The sequence below is a fragment of the Deinococcus aquiradiocola genome (assembly GCF_014646915.1).
GTDB classification, from domain to species: Bacteria; Deinococcota; Deinococci; order Deinococcales; family Deinococcaceae; genus Deinococcus; species Deinococcus aquiradiocola.
Window position 1 is genome coordinate 42,664 of the sequence record NZ_BMOE01000012.1, and the last position, 18,362, is coordinate 61,025.

General features: G+C 71.2%; 18 protein-coding genes. 8 read left to right on the forward strand and 10 right to left on the reverse strand.

What is annotated here, in order from left to right:
- Positions 1–118: 118 nt before the first annotated feature.
- On the forward strand, positions 119–1,108 hold the full coding sequence (locus IEY33_RS14885; RefSeq protein ID WP_188964081.1) for an NADPH:quinone oxidoreductase family protein: 990 nt from the start codon (positions 119–121) through the stop codon (positions 1,106–1,108).
- 132 nt (positions 1,109–1,240) lie between these two features.
- Here IEY33_RS14885 and IEY33_RS14890 read toward each other — a convergent pair whose 3' ends face one another.
- Positions 1,241–1,393 (reverse strand): DMT family transporter, encoded by a 153-nt coding sequence (locus tag IEY33_RS14890; RefSeq protein WP_188964082.1) that lies wholly within the window; start codon positions 1,391–1,393, stop codon positions 1,241–1,243.
- Positions 1,394–1,616: 223 nt separating this feature from the next.
- Here IEY33_RS14890 and IEY33_RS14895 point away from each other — a divergent pair, with 223 nt between their 5' ends.
- The gene (locus IEY33_RS14895) at positions 1,617–1,979 is read left to right on the forward strand and encodes a DoxX family protein (protein WP_188964083.1); all 363 of its coding nucleotides are present in this window, start codon (positions 1,617–1,619) and stop codon (positions 1,977–1,979) included.
- A 58-nt stretch (positions 1,980–2,037) separates the two neighbouring features.
- Here the strand turns inward: IEY33_RS14895 and phoU are convergent, their stop codons facing one another.
- The 5 genes from phoU to pstS form a co-directional block, all read right to left on the reverse strand.
- On the reverse strand, positions 2,038–2,718 hold the full coding sequence (phoU, locus tag IEY33_RS14900; RefSeq protein ID WP_188964084.1) for a phosphate signaling complex protein PhoU: 681 nt from the start codon (positions 2,716–2,718) through the stop codon (positions 2,038–2,040).
- A gap of 106 nt (positions 2,719–2,824) precedes the next feature.
- Positions 2,825–3,583, reverse strand: coding sequence for a phosphate ABC transporter ATP-binding protein PstB (gene pstB, locus IEY33_RS14905; protein WP_188964085.1), 759 nt, complete (start codon positions 3,581–3,583; stop codon positions 2,825–2,827).
- An 82-nt stretch (positions 3,584–3,665) separates the two neighbouring features.
- Entirely contained in the window at positions 3,666–4,535 is an 870-nt protein-coding gene (gene pstA, locus IEY33_RS14910) for a phosphate ABC transporter permease PstA (protein ID WP_188964086.1), read from the reverse strand.
- Entirely contained in the window at positions 4,535–5,530 is a 996-nt protein-coding gene (pstC, locus tag IEY33_RS14915) for a phosphate ABC transporter permease subunit PstC (RefSeq protein WP_188964087.1), read from the reverse strand. Before pstC ends, pstA begins: the two co-directional genes overlap by 1 nt.
- Before the next feature lie 211 nt (positions 5,531–5,741).
- On the reverse strand, positions 5,742–6,770 hold the full coding sequence (pstS, locus tag IEY33_RS14920) for a phosphate ABC transporter substrate-binding protein PstS (RefSeq protein WP_188964088.1): 1,029 nt from the start codon (positions 6,768–6,770) through the stop codon (positions 5,742–5,744).
- 171 nt (positions 6,771–6,941) lie between these two features.
- On the opposite strand from pstS, the gene IEY33_RS14925 reads away from it, so the two are divergent.
- The gene (locus IEY33_RS14925; protein ID WP_188964089.1) at positions 6,942–7,952 is read left to right on the forward strand and encodes an MBL fold metallo-hydrolase; all 1,011 of its coding nucleotides are present in this window, start codon (positions 6,942–6,944) and stop codon (positions 7,950–7,952) included.
- A 131-nt stretch (positions 7,953–8,083) separates the two neighbouring features.
- Here IEY33_RS14925 and IEY33_RS14930 read toward each other — a convergent pair whose 3' ends face one another.
- Positions 8,084–8,248 carry a hypothetical protein gene (locus IEY33_RS14930; protein ID WP_188964090.1) on the reverse strand — a complete coding sequence of 55 codons (165 nt, stop codon included), beginning with the start codon at positions 8,246–8,248 and terminating at the stop codon, positions 8,084–8,086.
- A 150-nt stretch (positions 8,249–8,398) separates the two neighbouring features.
- Between IEY33_RS14930 and IEY33_RS14935 the strand changes: the two genes are divergently transcribed.
- Positions 8,399–9,586: an amidohydrolase gene (locus IEY33_RS14935; RefSeq protein WP_188964091.1), complete on the forward strand. Its 1,188-nt coding sequence runs from the start codon at positions 8,399–8,401 to the stop codon at positions 9,584–9,586.
- A gap of 204 nt (positions 9,587–9,790) precedes the next feature.
- On the opposite strand, the gene IEY33_RS14940 is transcribed toward IEY33_RS14935, so the two are convergent.
- The gene (locus IEY33_RS14940; RefSeq protein ID WP_188964092.1) at positions 9,791–10,222 is read right to left on the reverse strand and encodes a pyrophosphohydrolase domain-containing protein; all 432 of its coding nucleotides are present in this window, start codon (positions 10,220–10,222) and stop codon (positions 9,791–9,793) included.
- Positions 10,223–10,526: 304 nt separating this feature from the next.
- Complete coding sequence (locus IEY33_RS14945) at positions 10,527–11,768, reverse strand: MFS transporter (protein ID WP_188964093.1); 1,242 nt, start codon at positions 11,766–11,768, stop codon at positions 10,527–10,529.
- 139 nt (positions 11,769–11,907) lie between these two features.
- Here IEY33_RS14945 and IEY33_RS14950 point away from each other — a divergent pair, with 139 nt between their 5' ends.
- The 3 genes from IEY33_RS14950 to IEY33_RS14960 all read left to right on the forward strand — a co-directional run bounded on the left by IEY33_RS14950 (position 11,908) and on the right by IEY33_RS14960 (position 15,326).
- Entirely contained in the window at positions 11,908–13,065 is a 1,158-nt protein-coding gene (locus IEY33_RS14950) for a LacI family DNA-binding transcriptional regulator (RefSeq protein WP_188964094.1), read from the forward strand.
- Between the two features lie 163 nt (positions 13,066–13,228).
- Positions 13,229–14,230 carry a UDP-glucose 4-epimerase GalE gene (gene galE / locus IEY33_RS14955; RefSeq protein ID WP_188964095.1) on the forward strand — a complete coding sequence of 334 codons (1,002 nt, stop codon included), beginning with the start codon at positions 13,229–13,231 and terminating at the stop codon, positions 14,228–14,230.
- Between the two features lie 70 nt (positions 14,231–14,300).
- The gene (locus tag IEY33_RS14960) at positions 14,301–15,326 is read left to right on the forward strand and encodes an alpha/beta hydrolase family protein (RefSeq protein WP_188964096.1); all 1,026 of its coding nucleotides are present in this window, start codon (positions 14,301–14,303) and stop codon (positions 15,324–15,326) included.
- A gap of 204 nt (positions 15,327–15,530) precedes the next feature.
- On the opposite strand, the gene mqnC is transcribed toward IEY33_RS14960, so the two are convergent.
- Positions 15,531–16,736, reverse strand: a complete 1,206-nt coding sequence (gene mqnC, locus IEY33_RS14965) for a cyclic dehypoxanthinyl futalosine synthase (protein WP_188964097.1) — start codon at positions 16,734–16,736, stop codon at positions 15,531–15,533.
- A gap of 192 nt (positions 16,737–16,928) precedes the next feature.
- Between mqnC and IEY33_RS14970 the strand changes: the two genes are divergently transcribed.
- A complete protein-coding gene (locus IEY33_RS14970) occupies positions 16,929–18,314 on the forward strand; it encodes a DUF4129 domain-containing protein (RefSeq protein WP_188964098.1) in 1,386 nt (461 codons plus the stop codon).
- Positions 18,315–18,362: the final 48 nt, after the last annotated feature.

The window sequence follows — 18,362 nt, forward strand, 5'->3', positions numbered from 1 at the left end:
CCTCATGGCTTAATCAATCCGCACATCAGATAATTTGATGTCAAGCCGTTCATGGAATCTTCACGCGTCCGGGCGTGCACCTTGAACCCGGTCCAGCTTCCGGCGCTACACTCCCCGCATGACCGACAACATGAGAGCAGTGGTGGTCGACCGCCTCGGCGCGCCCGACGTGATGGAACTGCGCGACGTGCCCGCCCCCACCCCCGGCCCCGGCGAAGTCCGCATCGAGGTCGAAGCGGTCGGCATCAACTTCGCCGACGTGCTCGCCGTCGCGGGCGAGTACCTCACCCGCACCCGCGTCCCGTACACGCCCGGCATGGAGTTCGCGGGCATCGTCGAATCGCTCGGCGAGGGCGTGACGGGCGTGCAGGTCGGCCAGCGCGTCGCCGCGCTCGGCGGCAGCGGCGCCCTCGCCCGCTACGCCACCGTGAACGCCGCGGCCCTCATCCCCGTCCCGGAGAACCTGAGCGGCCCGCAGGCCGCCGCGTTCCCCGTCTCGTACTTCACCGCGTACCACGGCCTGAAGACCCTCGGGCGCGGCGTGAGCGGCGAATGGGTGCTCGTGCAGGCCGCCGCGGGCGCGCTCGGCACGGCCAGCATCCAGCTCGCCAAGGCCATGGGCATGCACGTCATCGCGCTCGCCAGCACCGAAGAGAAACTCGCGCTCGCCCGTCAGCTCGGCGCGGACGTCACCCTGCTGCAGGACGACCCCGACCGCGTCAGAAAGGTCCGTGACGCGGCCGGTGGCCGGGGCGTGCCGCTCATCCTGGAAGTCGTGGGCGGCAAACGCTTCCAGGAGAGCCTCGACATGGCCGCAGCGCAGGGCCGCGTCATCGTGATCGGCAACGCCAGCCGCGAGCAGGCCAACCTCCGCCCCGTCGAACTCATGAAACGCAACCTGACCGTGACCGGCCTGTGGCTCACCAGCCTGATGACCGACCATGCCGCCACCGCCGAGGCCGCCCGCGCCCTCAGCGCCCTGGTCGGCAGCGGTCAGGTCACGCCGCAGGTCGGCCCCACCTACGGCCTTGCCGACAGCGCGCGCGCCTTCCAGGACCTGCTCGACCGCAAGACGACCGGCAAGGTCATCATCGAACCCGGCCGCTGAAACAGGCGGGCCATCACCATGGGGGACGCCTGGCGTCCCCCGTCACTCTGGGGCGCGTCCGGGCGGCAGCTTCGCGTTCCGCTCGGCTGAACTCCCGGAGTTCCGCTCAATCCGGTATGGCCTGCATGGGCGTCAGGGCGCACCCTTGCCGGTCGCGTTGAGCAGCGCCACCCCCACCACCACGCACACGATGCCCGCCAGGCCCGTCCAGCTGAACGCCTCACGGTAGTACACCCAGCCGATCAGGGCCGTGAGGGCCGTCCCCAGCAGGACCCAGGGACTCATGCGTGCCCCGGCAACACACGGGGACTCACATGCCCCCTGGCCGCACGTGCACCCGTGCCCGGCCCGCTCCTGCCCACCGTTACCGTTCCGGTCGTTCGCGTCATGCCCTCCACTCTCGCAACTCCCCCGCCCGGACGGCGAGGCGCCCGGCCTGCAGGACGCCCCGGGAGCATGAACTGTTGTCCCCCTATGCACCCGCGCGCGCGTTTGGCAGCATGACGCCATGAACATCCTGAAATTCGCGGGGCGGGCCGCGCTGTCCGCCATCTTCATCCAGAGCGGCATCGACTCGGTCCGGAACCCTGCCGGGCGCGCCCAGATGGTGGAGCGCGCGGGCCTGCCGGAACCGGAACTGCTCACGCAGCTGAACGGCGGCCTGATGGCCGGTGCAGGCACCCTCCTGGCGCTCGGCCTCGCGCCGCGCAGCAGTGCCCTCGCGCTGCTCGCGTCGCTCGTGCCGACCACGGTGGTCGGGCACGCCTTCTGGAACGCCGAGGGGCAGGACCGGCAGGGGCAGGCCGTGCACTTCGCCAAGAACCTCGCCATGATGGGTGCCCTGCTGCTCGTGGTGGCCGACCGGGAATGACGGCGCCCCCCGGCGGCACGCGCAGCCGCCGGGGGTCACTGCTGCGCGGCGGCCGCGTTCAGGCGGTCGCGCGGGCCGTGCCGGACCCGTTCGTGCCGGGGCGGGACAGCAGGTAGTTCTCGACGCGCTCCGCGACGTTCACGAGGTGGTCGCCCAGCCGCTCCAGGCTGCGCGCCATGCGGTTGGCCTTCAGGGCCGCCTGCAGGTCGCGGGGGTTCTCGAGGATGCGCGTGAGGCTGGCGCGCTGCATCTGCTCGTACAGGGCGTCCACCTCCTCGTAATCCAGGCGCATCACCTCGCGCGCGGCCTCCACGTCACCTTCCGTGAAGGCGTACGCGAGGCGTTCGATCATGGTGGCGAGCAGGTTCGTCTGCGGCAGCACGTCCTGCAGCGGGCCGCTGCTGAACACGCCCGCGATGTCTTCCAGGTCGCGCCCGATGTGTCGTCCGTAGTCCCCGGCACGCTCCAGGTCCGTGAGGCTCTTGAAGACCATCAGGTAGAACTTCAGGTCGCTCGCGAGCGGCTGGTAGCGCGCGATGGCGTTCAGGCAGGTTTCCTCCACCTCGCGTTCCAGCGTGTCGAGTTCCCGTTCGAGGGCGTGCGTGCGTTCGGAGAGGCCAGCGTACTGCTGATGCAGGATGGCGTTCCGGATCAGGGCCACCTGCTCCAGCGAGATGCTCAGCATCCGCAGGAAGCGGGCGGTCAGGTCTTGCTGGCTGGCATTGAGGGCATCTCGCATAGATGTAGGTATCTTGACGGTCTTTTATCTGAGGGGTGTCAGATACGAAGAGAAAAACCAGACACTTCTTGAAGAAACACCCGTTCTTTCCGGACCGCCCGGTGCCTCAGCCGAAGCGGCCCGTGACGTACGCCTCGGTGCGCTCGTCGCGCGGGCTGGTGAAGATCTGGTCGGTCTTGCCGTGCTCGACGAGGTCGCCGTTCAGGAAGAAGCTGGTGGTGTCGCTCACGCGCGCCGCCTGGTGCATGTTGTGCGTCACGATCACGATGGTCGTCACCTGCTTCAGGTCGCTCATCAGGTCCTCGATGCGGGCGGTGCTGGCCGGGTCGAGGGCGCTCGTCGGTTCGTCCATCAGCAGGATTTCCGGTTCGACGGCCAGGGCGCGCGCGATGCACAGACGCTGCTGCTGCCCGCCGGACAGGCCGGTGGCGGGCGTCTTGAGGCGGTCCTTCACCTCGTCCCACAGGGCCGCCTGCCGCAGCGAGCGTTCCGTGACTTCCATCAGGGTGGCGTGGTCGCGGATCCCGGCGAGCTTCAGGCCGGAGGTGACGTTCTCGAAGATGCTCATGGTCGGGAAGGGGTTGGGTTTCTGGAACACCATCCCGATGCGGCGGCGGATGGTGACGGCGTCCACGCCGGGCGCGTACAGGTCCTGTCCGTCGAGGCGGATCTCGCCCTCGACGCGCGCGCCGGGCGTGAGGTCGTGCATGCGGTTGATGGCGCGCAGGAAGGTGGTCTTGCCGCAGCCGCTCGGGCCGATCAGGGCGTTGACGCTGCCGCGCTCCACGTTGAGGTTCACTTTCTTCACGGCCTGTTTCTCGCCGTAGTAGATATCGACGTTCTTGGCGGTCAGCAGCTGGGTCATGGGGGTCCTTTGGGGGCCGCGCGGGCCGGTGAGGTGAGGGGGGCGGTGCCGGTGGAGCGGGCCGGGGGTCGGGTCCGGGCGCTTACTTCTTCTGGCGGGTGGCGGAACGGGCGGCCAGGGACGCCAGGAAGATCAGCACGATCAGCACGAGCGACCCGGCCTTCGCCTGATTCTGGTTGATGTCGTAGCTGCTGGTCGCGCCGATGTAGATCTGCAGCGGCAGGGCGCTCATGGGTTTGCTGGGGTCGAGGTTCAGCAGGTTGTTGCCGAACGCCGTGAAGAGCAGCGGCGCGGCCTCACCGGCGACGCGGGCGAGGGCCAGCATGACGCCCGTCACGATGCCGCTGGTGGCGGCGGGCAGCACGATGCTCAGGATGACGCGCCACTGCGGCAGGCCGAGCGCCAGGCCCGCCTCGCGCACGGCGAGCGGCACCAGCTTCAGCACTTCCTCGGTGGTACGGACCACGATGGGGATCATCAGCAGGCCGAGCGCGAGGCCGCCCGCGAAGCCCGAGAAGTGCCGGGTGGTGAGCACCACGAGCGAGTACACCACGAGGCCCACCACGATGGCCGGAATGCCGGACAGCACGTCGCTCACCATACGGATGGTGGGCATCAGGCGGTGGCGGGGGAATTCGGCGAGGAACACGCCGCCCGCGACGCCCACCACGACGCCCACCACGGCCGCGATGAGCAGCATGATGAGGCTGCCGCTGATGGCGTTCAGCCAGCCGCCGCCCGCCTCGCCTTCCGGGGCGGGCACCTTGGTGAAGAAGTCCACGCTGAGCGCCCCGATGCCCTGCGCGGTCAGGTACACGAAGATCCAGATGAGCGGCGCGACGACCAGCAGCGTGCCGAGCGAGATCAGGAAGCCCATGAAGAGGTTGGTGGCCTTGCGGCCGGCACTCAGGCCGGCGGAGCGGGCGGCGCCGCGCTGGAGCGTGCGGGTCATCACTGGATCCCCTTCGGCGTCAGGCGCACGATGATGAGTCGCGCGGAGTAGTTCACGACGACACTCACGAAGAACAGCAGCAGCGCGAGCGCCACGATGCTGGAGCGGTGCAGGGCCTCCTGCGCGTCCCCGAACTGCAGGGCGATCATGCTGGCCATGGTGGCGGTGTTGCCCCAGATGGTCTTCACGAACTCGGGGTTGTTGCCGATGACCATGGCGACGGCGAGCGTCTCGCCGAGCGCGCGGCCCAGCGCGAGGATCACGCCGCCCGTGATGCCGGCCCGCGCGAACGGCAGGATCGCGCCGCGAATCACTTCCCACTTGGTCGCGCCGAGCGCGTACATCGCTTCGCGCTGGTCGCCGGGCACGAGGCGGATCACGTCACGCGCGACGGACGCAGTGTACGGCAGGATCATGATGGTCAGGATGATGATGGCGAGCGCGAGGCCCTGCCCGGTGGGCGCTTCCGGCATGAAGAAGCACGCGAAGCTGTTCTGGCCGTTGCTGTGCAGGGTGCTGCACTGCGTGACGAGGTCCGGGTTGCGGGTGAACAGGAACAGCTGGAAGCTCTGCAGGATGGGTTTCAGCGCGAACAGTGCCCACAGGCCGTACACGACGCTCGGCACGGCGGCCAGCAGTTCCACGAGGTAACTGACGGGATTCGCGAGCCATTTCGGGGCGTACTCGGCCACGAAGATCGCACTCGCGAGGGCCAGCGGGACGCTGATGACGAGCGCCGCGAAGGCCGTGATGAGCGTGCCTGCGATCATGGAGCCCGCCCCGAACTGCTTGGTGACGGGATTCCAGACGGTCTGGGTGAGGAAGCCGAAGCCGAACTCCCGCAGGGCGGGCAGGCTGTCGCGGCCCAGCAGGAAGATGCTGAGCAGGAACACCGCGATGATGATCAGGGACAGGCCGATGATCACGGCACGGAAGACGCCGTCGCCCCGGGAGTTGGGGGACGGTCGTTTGGGGACAGTCAGGGTGTTGGTCATGCGCGGCTCGGCTCCAGACGGGGGCTCATGCTGAACAGTTCACAGGAGGCATGTCATGGGAGGGTCAGGCACCGTGACAAACGCCTCACGTCGGGCCGGTACGGGAAGGGGACGCCCGGCCGCGTGGCCGGACGTCCCCCTGAAGGCGGCGCCTGATCTGTTGGTGCTCGCTCCACTCTGCCGAACTTCAGGCGTTCAGCTCACTCTGGGATCAGAAGCTCTTGCCGCCGTAGGTCATGGTGCCGATGATGGCGCGCGCGCGGCCCTGGGCGGCGCTGGGCAGGGGCGCGTAGTACAGCGCCTCGCTGTAGTCCTGGCCGGTCGTGACGACGTAGTTCAGCATCTTCTTGAGCGCCTTGGCCTGGTCGGCGGTGCGGTTGCCGTACTTCTGGTCCTGGTAGAAGATGGCGTAGCTGAAGGTGCTGATGGGGTACGTGCTGGCGCCACCGGCGTTGGTGAGGCTGATGATGCCGCTGGTGGGGATCACGACGTTCGCGGCGGCGGACTGCACGCCCGCGATGGTGGGCTTGATGTACGCGCCGGTGCGGTTCTGCACGAGGCCGAAGTCGATCTTGTTGTTCAGGGCGTACGTCAGTTCGATGTAGCCGATCGCGCCGGGGGTGCTCTTCACGACGCCGGAGACGCCGTCGGTGCCCTTGGCGCCGAGACCGGTGGGCCACTGGACGCTGGTGGCGCTGCCGACCTTGGTCTTCCACTCGCTGCTGACCTTGCTGAGGTAGTCGGTGAAGACGCCGGTGGTGCCGGAGCCGTCGCTGCGGTGCGCGACCGTGATGGGCAGCGCGGGGAGCTTGACGCCGGCGTTCAGCTTGACGAGGGCCGGGTCGTTCCAGAGCTTGATCTTGCCGAGGTAGATGTCGGCGAGGACCTTGCCGTTGAACTTCAGGTTGCTGTCGACGCCGGGGATGTTGTAGCTGATGACGACCGCGCCCATGGCGACGGGGATGGTGAGGACCTTGCCGGGGTAGCCGTCCACGTCGGCGGCGGGGATCGGCACGTCGGTCGCGCCGAAGTCCACGACGCGGCCCTTCAGCTGGTTCTGACCGGCGCCGGAACCGACCGACTGGTAGTTCACGCTGTCGCCGCTCTTGCCGTACTCGCTGAACACCTTGGTGAAGAGGGGGTAGACGAAGGAGGAACCAGCGCCGGTCAGCGAAGCGGCCGAAGCGGTGGTCACGGCGGTCAGTACGAGGGCGGCGCCCAGGGTCAGGATCTTGTTCACGCCCACATCATGTGATGGGAGTGTCAGGCATACGTCACCCGATTGTCATCGGAGGGTCAGGCGGGAACGCCGAAGGCGGCGTCAGGTTCGTATCACGCGCCGGTCAGGAACGCCCCTGCGGGCACAACTTGAACCCGGTCCAACAGGCGGGGGGCGGTGGTAGCCTCAGCCATGACCCGCCACAGCGATCCTCCCGCCACGGCCACGCCCGCACCGCGCCTCACGCCCGTCACCGGCACCCTGCACGCCCTGCAGGTCCCCATCCCCTACCCGATGGGGTACGTGACCGTCCTGATCGACACGGCCAGCCCCGTCACCCTGATCGACACGGCCCTCGACACGCCCGAGGCCCGGCAGGCCATCGAGGACGGCCTGCACAGCCTGGGCCTGCACTGGGAGAGCATCGAGCGCGTCATCGTGACGCACCACCACCCCGACCATTACGGACTCGCCGGACTGATCGAGGAGCGCAGCGGCGCCACCGTCCACATGCTCGACGTGGACATCGCGCGCGGCGAGCAGTACTGGCACCGCTGGGAGGAATGGCTGCCCGGCCACTCCCGGCACTTCCTCGACCACGGCGTGCCGGAAGCCAGCATGGCCGACCACGACCAGGAGGCGCGCAGGTCCCGCGCGCGCGTACGGCCCGCCACGCGCGTCACGCCGCTGCACGCGGGCGACACCGTGCGGCTCGCGGGGCTGGACTGGGAGGTGCTGTGGCTGCCGGGGCACGCCGACGGGCACCTGGGCCTGTGGCAGGCGGGAGAGCGGCTGCTGATCGCGGCGGACGCGATCCTGCCGCGCATCAGTCCGAACGTCGGCCTGTACGCGTACAGCCGTCCCGACCCGCTCGGCGATTACCTCTCGACGCTCGCCCGCATCGAGGCGCTCGACCCGGCACGCGCCGTGGTCGGCCATTACGGGCCCGTGATGGACGGCGTGGCGGAACGCGCGCGTGAACTGCTCGCGCATCACGCGGAACGCCTGGATCTGCTGCGCGCCTCGCTGGCCGCCACGCCGATGCACGCGTACGACCTGTCGTTCGTGATGTTCCCGCGCGACCTGAGCGTGTCGTCGCGGCGGTTCGCGGTGGCGGAGACGCTCGCGCACGCCGAGTACCTGCGCCTGCACGGCGAGGTGGGGCGCCGCTGGGACGGGCGCAGCTGGGTGTACTTCCGCTGAACGGCCGGGGCCGGGGCCGGGGCTGGAACCGGGGCCGGAGCAGGCAGACCGGAGCGGGCGGGGAAGGCACGGTGGCCCTTCCCCGCCCGCTCTGTGGTCTGCCCTGGCGTGCCCCAGCCCTGCCGGTGGGTTCAGGCGCGGCGGGCGCGGCGGCGCAGTCGCCGTTCGAGGCGCTCCGCGAGGTGTTCGAGCAGGCGCTCACGGCGGCGAACTCGGGTGAGCGGGTTGCGGCGGCGGCCGCGCAGGTACACGGCCAGGCCTTCGGCCAGCAGCAGGTTCCAGTTCAGGTGCTTCACGTCCCTTATTGAGCCAGAACGCTCACGATATCTGATGAGAGTACGCTCAGATGAGCTTGACCGCCACGAGGACCGGCACGGCCACCAGCCGCCGTGCACGCCCCGCACGACGAAAACCCCGCCCGCGCCGCATGCACTATGCTGCACGGCATGACCCAGTCCGAAGTTCAGCCTCGTCCGGAACGTGCCGCTGCCCTCGAAACCCAGCTCTCGGGCTGGAGACGCCACCTGCACATGCACCCCGAGGTGAGCTTCCACGAGCACCGCACGGCCGCGTACATCGCCGCGGAACTGCGCGGCATGACGGGACTGGAGGTCACGCAGCTCACGCCGACCAGCGTGCTCGCCGTGCGGCGCGGCACGCGCCCCGGCCGGACGGTGCTGCTGCGCGCCGACATCGACGCGCTCCCCATGCAGGAGGAGAACAGCTTCGAGTTCGTGTCGCAGAACCCCGGCAGCATGCACGCCTGTGGGCACGACGGGCACACCGCCATCCTGCTCGGCGTGGCGCAGCTGGTCAGCGAGACGCCCGACTGGGACGGGGAGCTCCGCATGATCTTCCAGCACGCCGAGGAGCAGAATCCCGGCGGTGCGGAGGAACTGGTGTTCGGCACGTCCCTGATGGACGGCGTGGACGTCGTGACGGGCCTGCACCTGAACTCGCAGCTGCCGACCGGCGTCGTGGCCGTCAGGGCGGGCGCGTTCATGGCCGCGCCGGACAACATCCACGTCACGGTGCTCGGCAAGGGCGGGCACGCCGCGCACCCGGAGGAGGCGGTGGACCCCATCGCGGTCGGCGCGCAGATCGTCACGAACCTGCAGCACGTCGTGAGCCGGGGCGTGAGCGCCCTGGACGCGCTGGTGGTGAGCGTCACGTACTTCCAGGCGGGCACGACCACCAACGTCATCCCGGACCGCGCCGAACTGAAAGGCACCGTCCGGACCTTCGACGCGGCCCTGCGCGAACGCGCCCCGGAACTCATCGAACGGGTGGTGCGCGGCGTGTGCGAGGCGCACGGCGCACGCTACGAGTTCACGTTCGAGCGCGGGTACCGGCCCCTCATCAACGACGAGCGCGTGGCGGGCGTGCTGCGTCAGGTGGCGCTGGACGTGGTCGGCGAGGCGCGCACGCGCGAGGCGCAGCCCACCATGGGCGGCGAGGACTTCAGCGCGTACCTGCAGAAGGCGCCCGGCGCGTACTTCAACGTGGGGAGCGGCACGCCGGAACTCGCGTCCGACTACCCGCACCACCACCCGCGCTTCACGCTGGACGAGGCCGCCCTGCTGACGGGCGTGCAGATGATGTACGCCGCCGCGAGACGCCTCGCGCACGACTGAACCGGAGGCCCTTCGGTCACGGTTGACGGGCCTTCGTGTCCTCCGGTGTTGATCCGATTCCAGGGATGCCGGAAACAGCAAAGGCACCCTTCTTGGGCAGAACAGCGCCCTGCAGGACGCTTGCCCGCTTCCATCTCCTCCAAACCGTATTTATTTGCACTCGCTTCGCTCGGCTGAACTCTACAAGTTCAGCTCAAAACCGTGTCAGTCGAGGCCGAAGGTGCGGGCGAGGTCGGCGGGCTGCCAGCCTTCGGGTTTGAGCTGTTTGCCGTCGGCGCGGCGCGGACCGGTCGTCTTGAGCATGTTGACGCGGTGAATCTCGGCGAAGGCGGTGTCGGCGTCCACGCCGAGCGCCTGGAGGGCGCCGTACGTGACGTACAGCAGGTCCACCAGTTCGTGCGCCAGGGGCGTCACGTCGCGCGGCCGGGCGTGCGGGTGGTCCGCGAGGATGCGGGCCGCGTCCTGTACTTCGGTCATCTCCTCCTGGAGCAGCGTGAGGCGCAGGGCGAGCACGTCGGGGGTGGGGACGGTGGGCGTGGTGGGGTACACGGTGCCGGTCGCGTGGTGGAAGTCGCGGACGCGCCCGGCGTTGCTGCTTGCGGGGCGGGCGGGCGTGGTGGGGTGGGGGCCTTGCATGCCGTTCAGGGTACGGTCTGTCCGGGAACGTGTGGCCCGGTGGCGGGGGCAGGAACGTTGAAAGGCCCCGCTGGGGGGCCTTCGACGTGGTGGTTGGGTGCGGGTGACTGGGCTCGAACCAATCTGCTGCCTGCTAATCCCGTGAGGGACGGCCCGCTCGCACGCCCGTTGATGAGGTGGGCGACTCCCTCGTGGCCGGGCGCGTGTGGGCGCCGAACCGGAATGAAGTATGCGCGGGAATTGTCAGGAAATCATGGGGGAAGTGACGGGGGGACGTTAAGCCGTATGGCTCATGAAGGGTCGCTCAAGGGGCAGCGGGGTCCGGCCGGGCTTCGGCGCGGGGCGCACGGAGTCTGGTGAACACGGTGGGCGCGAGGGCCGCGACGAGCAGCAGGCTGAGGGCGATCACGCCCAGCCCGGCGCGCAGGCCCAGGAAGTGCGCGACGTACCCGATGAGGGGCGGTCCGGCGAGGAAGCCGAGGTAGCCGAGCGTGGCGACCTGCGCGAGGCCCTGGGCGTTCAGGGCGCGGCCCGCCGAGCCGTACAGGACCGGCACGAGGTTGGCGACGCCGAAGCCCGTGAGGGCGTACCCGGTCACGGCGACCCACGGGCCCGCACCGCCGGACGCGCCGGGCAGGGAGGGCGCGAGGATGGCGAGCAGGACGCCCGCGCCGCTGACGAGGCTGCCGCCAAGCATCAGGGTCGTCTCGCCGTGGCGGCTCCGCCAGCGGTCCCCGAAGATCCGGGCGAGCGTCATGGCGAGCGTGAAGGCGGTGTACCCGGCCCCGGCGAGGCCGCCGCCGACCTGCAGCACGTCGCGGAAGTACAGGCCGCCCCAGTCTCCGGTCGCGCCCTCGCCGAGCATGCCGAGGAAGCACAGCAGCCCGAGCGTGAGGACGGCGGGGCTGAGGTGCAGGCGTTGCCGCAGGGTGGATGGCCCGCCGGTGGGGGCGGGGTCGTGCCGGTCCCAGGAGCGCGGGAGGAGGTGCGGGCCGCTCGCGAGGAGCAGGGCGAGCGACACGGCGAGGACCGCGAGGACGTGCGTCCAGGTGCCGACGTGCGCGGCGAGCAGCACGCTGCCGAGCAGGGCGCCGCCGAGGTTCCCGAACGAGAACCACGCGTGGAAGCTGGACAGGACGGGGCGGTCCATCTGGCGTTCCACGGCGACGCCCTGGGCGTTCATGGCGACGTCCATGGCGCCGTTGGTGAGGCCGACGGCGGCGAGCGCGAGGCACAGCAGCGGCAGGCTGGGCGCGAGGAAGGGCAGGGGGAGACTCAGGCAGAACAGCAGGCCGAAAAGGCGGGTGACGGCGGCGCTGCCGTGCCGGGCGATCCAGGGGCCGCTGAGCGGCATGCTGAACATGCTGCCGACGGCGATGAACAGGATGGCGGTGCCGACCTGCGCGTCGCTGAGGTGCAGGCGGTCGCGCACGTCGGGGATGTGCAGGACCCAGGTGGCGAGCACGAGGCCGTTCACGAGGAAGGTGGTGGAGGTCGCGGCGCGCGGGGTGAAGGGGTGGGTGGGGGCGGGCGGGGTGTCGGTCATGGGGCCTCGGGGGTGGGTGGGCGGGGACTGGACCGGCGGGCGAGCGTGTGCGGCGGAGCGCGGCCGGAGTTACGAACGGAAGTGCGGCGGCGGGACTGAAACGATTCAGACGGGGTTGGCCAGATGGTAGCATTCAGGCATGGCCCCTGCCAGCACCTCCCCCACCACCCCGGCGGCGGCCCCCTCCCCCGCGCGCCGCGTGACCCTCAAGGACATCGCGCGCGCCCTGCACGTCTCCCCCGCCACCGTCAGCAACGCCTACAACCGCCCGGACCAGCTCTCCCCGCAGCTGCGCGCCCGCATCCTCGAAACGGCGCAGGCGCTCGGATACAGCGGCCCCGACCCGCTCGCCAGCAGCCTGCGGCGCGGCCGGGCCGGCGCGGTCGGCGTGGTGTACGACGCCACCCTCAGCTACGCCTTCGCGGACCCCGCCGCGTCCCTGTTCCTGGGCGGCCTCGCCCGCGCCCTGGAACCGCAGGGGCTGGGCCTGCTGCTCATCCCCAACCCGCACCTCCCGCCCGCCCCGGACGACACCGCGCCGCAGGCCGCGCCGCTCGGCCGCGTGCAGAGTGCCAGCGTGGACGGCTTCATCGTGTACTCCGCGTCGGACGGCAGCGACCTGCTGCGCACCGTGGTGGGGCGCGGCCTGCCGACCGTGCTCGTCGACCAGTCGCCGATGCCGGGCGCCGCGCACATCGGCATCGACGACGCGGGCGGCGCGCGCGAGGCCGCCCGGCACCTGCTGGACCTCGGGCACCGGCACGTGGGCGTGCTGAGCCTGGAGTTCGGACCGTCCGTCACGCCTGCCCCCGGCGCGGGCGCGCCGCGCGGCACCGCCACCCCGGAACGCGAGGCGGCCATCACGTACCGCACCACCGCGCAGCGGCTCGGCGCGTACCGGGACGTGGCCGGACAGCAGGGCGGCGTGACGCTGTACGTGATGGAGGCGCAGGACAACACCCCGCAGGAAGGCGAACGCATGGCGCGCGAACTGCTGCAGCTGCACCCCGGCATCACCGGCCTGCTGTGCATGAGTGACGTGCTGGCGCAGGGCGCGCTGGGCGCGGCGCGTCACCTGGGGCTGGCCGTGCCGGGCGACCTGAGTGTCGTCGGGTACGACGACGTGCCGAGTTCCGCCGCGCTGGGCCTGAGCAGCGTGCACCAGCCGACCGCGCAGAAGGGCGAACTGGCGGGCCGGGTGCTGCTGGAGGTCCTGAACGGCGGGCCGCCGCGTGAACTGGTGCTGCCGACCGTGCTGGTGCCGCGCGAGAGCAGCGGTCCCGTCCGGACGGGGTAGGCCGCACGGCACAGGCCACGCAGGCGAGCTCCGGCGCGGCCCGTCGCCTTCGGGTTTCTTTCGGAGCTTTCGGGACTTTCAGTGAAAAAAGGGCCGCTGGCGCGCGGCCCGGCGCGGCACGCCGCGCTTTACAGCCCCCGCCCACCCCTGTACGCTGAACGCAATGAAGATTCTGGTGACAGGCGGAGCAGGGTACATCGGATCGCACACGGTCCGCGCCCTGATGGCGGCGGGACACAGCGTCGTGGTGCTCGACAACCTCAGCAGCGGCAACGCCCGCGCCCTGCCGGACGGCGTGCCGCTCGTGCGCGCCGACCTGCTCGACCTGCAGGCCGTGCAGGACACCCTGACCACGCACCAGCCGGACGCCGTGGTGCACTTCGCCGCCCTGATCGAGGTGGGCGAAAGCATGAGCCAGCCGGGCCGCTACTACCGCAACAACGTCGTCGGGAGCCTCAACCTGCTCACCGCCATCGCCGCGACCCGCAAGATCCCCGTCGTGTTCAGCAGCACCGCCGCCCTGTACGGCGACGCCGAGGTGAGCCCCATCCCCGAGGACGCGCCCAAACAGCCCACCAGCGTGTACGGCGAGACGAAACTCATGACCGAGCAGATGATCGTGGCCTTCGAGCGCGCGCACGGCATCCGCAGCATCCGCCTGCGGTACTTCAACGTCTGCGGCGCCCTCCCGGACGGCAGCATCGGCGAGAACCACGCCAACAAGACGCACCTGATCGAACTGGCGCTCCTCACGGCGCTCGGGCAGCGCGAGAAGATGATGATCTTCGGGGACGACTACCCCACCCGCGACGGCACCTGCATCCGCGACTACATCCACGTCCTCGACCTCGCCGACGCGCACGTCCGGGCCGTCGAGGCGCTGCAGGAAGGCAGCGGCGACACCGCGTACAACGTGGGCCTGGGGCACGGCTTCACGGTGCGCGAGGTGCTGGACGCCGTGGACGAGGTGCTCGCCGATTCCGGCCAGGGCCCCCTGAAACGCGAGCTCGCGCCGCGCCGCGCGGGCGACCCGCCCTCCCTGGTCGCCGACTCCGCCCGCATCCGCGCCGACCTCGGCTGGACGCCGAAGTACACGGACCTGAAAGGCATCATCGAGACGGCGTGGGCCTGGCACCGCACGCACCCGCACGGCTACCAGGACTGACCCGGAGCGGCTCCCCCACCCCCTGCACTGACCGCATGACGACACGGGCCACGATGCACGGCAGGGCAGCGTGACGGACGCGCGCCCCTCCCGGCTGCGCCTGCGCGGCCTGAGCCTGAAGCGCGAACAGCCCGCGTACTCCGTGTCGTTCGCGGGCGCGGACGCCGTGCAACGCCTGCACCGCCTGACGCAGCCGGACGCGGAACGCCTGCTCAGCGTGTGCGCCGTGTCGCTCAGCCTGTACCCGGCGTGGGAGCGGCGCGACTGGGTGATGCCGGACCCGGAAGCGGCCGTCCGGGTGCACGGCGGGCACTTCCTGGACCTCTCGGCGCTCGCGCTGCGGCTCGGCGGCGTGCAGCACGAGGCCGGACGGCACAGTTACCTGCACGGCCCGAGCGGACTGGCGTTCGCGGCGCATCAGGACGCGGCCGGGCAGGTGACGCTGGTGCTGGGCGGCACGAACTCCAGCCACACGGACAGCCAGCCGCGCACCTTCCCCGCCGAGGTGCAGCAGCTGCAGGCAGACGTGCTGAACGTGGTGGGACGCGTGCCGCGCCTGTACCGGACGGCCGACACGCTCGCCCTGCTGCTGCGCGACGAACTGGCCCGCGAGCGGCACGGCCACCCGCCCGGACGGCGCCTGATGCTCACGGGCCACTCGCTGGGCGGCGGGCTCGCGCAGTACGCGGGCCTCATGAACGGCCTGGACGTGCTGGCCTTCAGTCCGGCGGCACTGGGGCGCGGCGTGCTGGCCCTGCTGGACGAGACGGGCCGCCTGAACGACCCGGCGCGCGTGCGGCGACAGGTGCGGTCGGTGGCCCTGTCGGGCGACCCCGTGCCGACCATCGGGAACGCGTGGCTGCAGTCGAGCGTGGTCGGCGAGCACCTGCGCCTGCCGCTCGCGCCGGACCTGCCGCGCTCCCGCTACGCGAGCAGCCACGGGCAGATCTACCCTCACCTGCTCGCGCACCTGCGGGCACGCTGGCCGGACCTGCCGGACGCCGTCCGCGAACAGGCGCAGACGCCCACCCCGGACGAGACAGCGCGGCCGGACCCTCCGGGCACGCCGGACCCCGCGCCGCCCGACACCCCCTGAACGCGAACGAACCCCCGGCGAGCGCCTGGGGGGGTCATTCATCGCCGAAACTCGCGGCGCGCCGTGCAGCTGCGGGTCATACGGTTTTGAGCTGAACTCTTGGAGTTCAGCCGAGCGAAGCGAGCACCAACAAGTACGGTGTTGAGGAGATGGAAGGGATGTCGGTGCTGTTTCCGGCAGCCCTGCAATCGGATCAAAACCGTATCAGTTCGCGCCGACCGCCCGGTCCTCTTCCAGCTCGGCCCCGAGTCCGTGGTCGAGGACGGCGGTCACGTCGGGGTACTCGATGATCTGGAAGCGGCTGTTGCGGATGGCGGGCCGGAACCCGGCGTCGTGCGCGATCCGCACGAGTTCGCGCACGGTGGCGTGGTGGCGGTTGTGGTTCCCGGCGGCACTCACGACGTTCTCTTCGAGCATGGTGCTGCCCAGGTCGCCCGCGCCGTAGTACAGCGCGGCCTGCGCGACCTTGAAGCCCTGCGCGGGCCATGACGCCTGAATGTTGGGGATGTTGTCGAGGGCGATGCGGGCGATGGCGAGCTGCTGCAGGTACTCGTGCGCGCTCGCGCCGGGCGCCTTGCCGTGCAGGCGGGTGTTCTCGGTCTGCAGGGTCCACATGGCGAAGCCGGAGAAGCCGTTCCCGCCGTACGCGGCGAGGGCCTTGTCCTGCTGGTCGCGGATCTTGAGGAGGTGGCTGGCGCGCTGCGCGTGGCTCTCCCCGAAGCCGATCACCATGGTGCTGATGGTGTACAGGCCCTTGCGCTGCGCGGCGTCCAGGATGCGGAACCAGTCGTCGCTGCGGATGCGGGCGGGCGCGGCCTTGGCGCGCACGTCGTCCTCGAGGATTTCGCCGCCCGCGCCGGGCAGCCCGTCGAGGCCCGCATCGATCAGGGTGTCGAGCAGCTCGTCGAGGCTCAGCCCGAAGGTCTTCTCCATGAAGAGGACCTCTTCGGGCGAGAAGGCGTCGATGCGGATGCTGGGGTGGTGCGCCTTGATGTGGCGCAGCAGGCCCGTGTAGTAGTCCAGGCCGAGGGCGGGGTTGACGCCGCCCTGCATCAGGATGCGGGTGCCGTTCACCGCTTCGAGTTCGGTGATCTTGGCGCTAATCTGGTCGTAGTCGAGGGTGTAGCTGTCCTTCTGGCGGGGCGTGCGGTAGAAGGCGCAGAAGTTGCAGCCGACGTTGCAGACGTTGGTGTAGTTGATGTTGCGGTCGATCAGGAAGCTGACGGTGTCGGCGGGGCTGCGCTGCAGGCGCAGTTCGTGTGCGACGGCGGCCACGTCGGGGAGCGGCAGGTCGTACAGCGCGGTGATCTCCGCGTGGCTGAGGCGCTCGCCGCGTGCGGCGCGGTCGAGGATCGCGGCGCCGTCCAGCACGTCGGTGCCGGGGACCGCGGGAGTGTGGTGGCTGGTCATGGCTTCATGCTACGCCTGCCGGGCGGGACGAAGGGGAAGGGGTGCTACCGTGCCCGTGACGCGGGGGGCCGGGGCCGGGGCAAGGGCCGGACTGACCGGGGGCGGCGGGGCGCGTGCGTGCCCTCCGCACGGCGGGCGGCCCGGCGGCATCTTCCGGTGCGGGCGGGCCGGGCGGGCGCTACGCTGGGCGGCATGACGGCTGTCCTGTCCGGTGCGCGCGGGTCGTGGGTGTCGTGGCTGCCGGTGCTGCTGCCGTTCGTGGCGCTGGGGGCGCTGCCGTGGACGGTGTGCCTGGCCCTGAGCGTGGCGCTGGCCGTGTCGCGCGTCAACGAGGACGCGGAGGCACTGGGCGGGGCGCTCGTGCTGCTGGCCGCGACCGCCGCGACGCTGCCGGTGCTGTTCGGCACGTCGCCCGACCGGTTGCCGCGCGCCGGGGAGTGGTTCGTGGCGGGCGCGCTGCTGGGCGGCGCGGCCCTGTGGTCCATGCGGCGCATGGCGGTCGGGGAGCGGCGGGCGCTGCTGCCGGGCCTGCTGGTGCTGCTGGTGTGGCCGAGCGTGCCGGGCCTGCTGGCGTTCGTGCTCTCGGCGCTCGGCATGGGCGGCGGGCGGGGCAGCGTGACGCGCTCCCTGTGGCCAGCGCGCCGCGTGACGGGTCCGGTGCTGGTCCTGCTGGCCGTGGTGGGCGTGGCGGGCGCGCTGCTGGCGGGCGTGCTGCCCGGCCCGCCGCCCGCCCTGAGCGCCGGGAGCACCGTGCGGCTGCCGCCCGCGCCCGCAGGCGCCCGGACGCAGGCCGCACCGCAGGAGCGTGCCCCCGCACCCATCACCCGGGCCGCCAGGTCCGGTGGAGCAGCCCGCCGCCCGATGCCGGAGGAGCTGCCGCTGCTGCGCGCGCTGGTCCCGGTGAGTGGCCTGCTGGCGGCGGTGTGCCTGGTGCTGCTGACGCAGCGGGCGCGCGTGAAGCGCGGCGGGCGGCGCAGCACGTGGCTGGACGCGGCCGCGCTCCTGGGCCTGCTCGGCGCGCTCCTGATGGTGGGCGTGTACGGGGCGGGCACACGGTCCGGCACGCTGGCCGCCCCTCCCGGCGCGCAGGCCGGGCAGGACCCGGCGGGCCGGGCACACACCAGGGAGCAGGCTTCCGCAGGGCAGGACGGGGCCGCGCGCCTGAATCCCGCGGTGCTGCTCATGAACGTGGGGATCGTGGCGTCGGCGGTGTTCCTGGCGGCGGCGACCCTGTACCTGCTGCACGACGCGCACCTGAACCGCGCCTCCCGCAGTTCGGCCGTGCCGGACGGCATGCCCGCCGGGGGCAGCGCGCCGCCGCTGCCGCCACTGCACCGGGTGCGGCTGGCGTGGCGGGCGCTGGAGGACGCGCTGGGCGAGGTGGGCCTGCCGCGCCTGCCGAGCGAGACGCCGCACGAGTACGCGCGGCGCGTGACGGTCCGGCACCCGGACCTGTCCGGACCGCTCTCGACGCTGGCGGCCCTGTACGCGCCCGTGCGGTACGGCGGGCAGCTCAGCGAGCGCGACGCGGGCACGGCCGAGGAGGCGGTGAGCGCCGTGCGGCACGCCCTCCCCTGACCGTCCACGCTCCCCGCCGCCCCTCCCCTGCCCCGTCCCTGCCCTCAT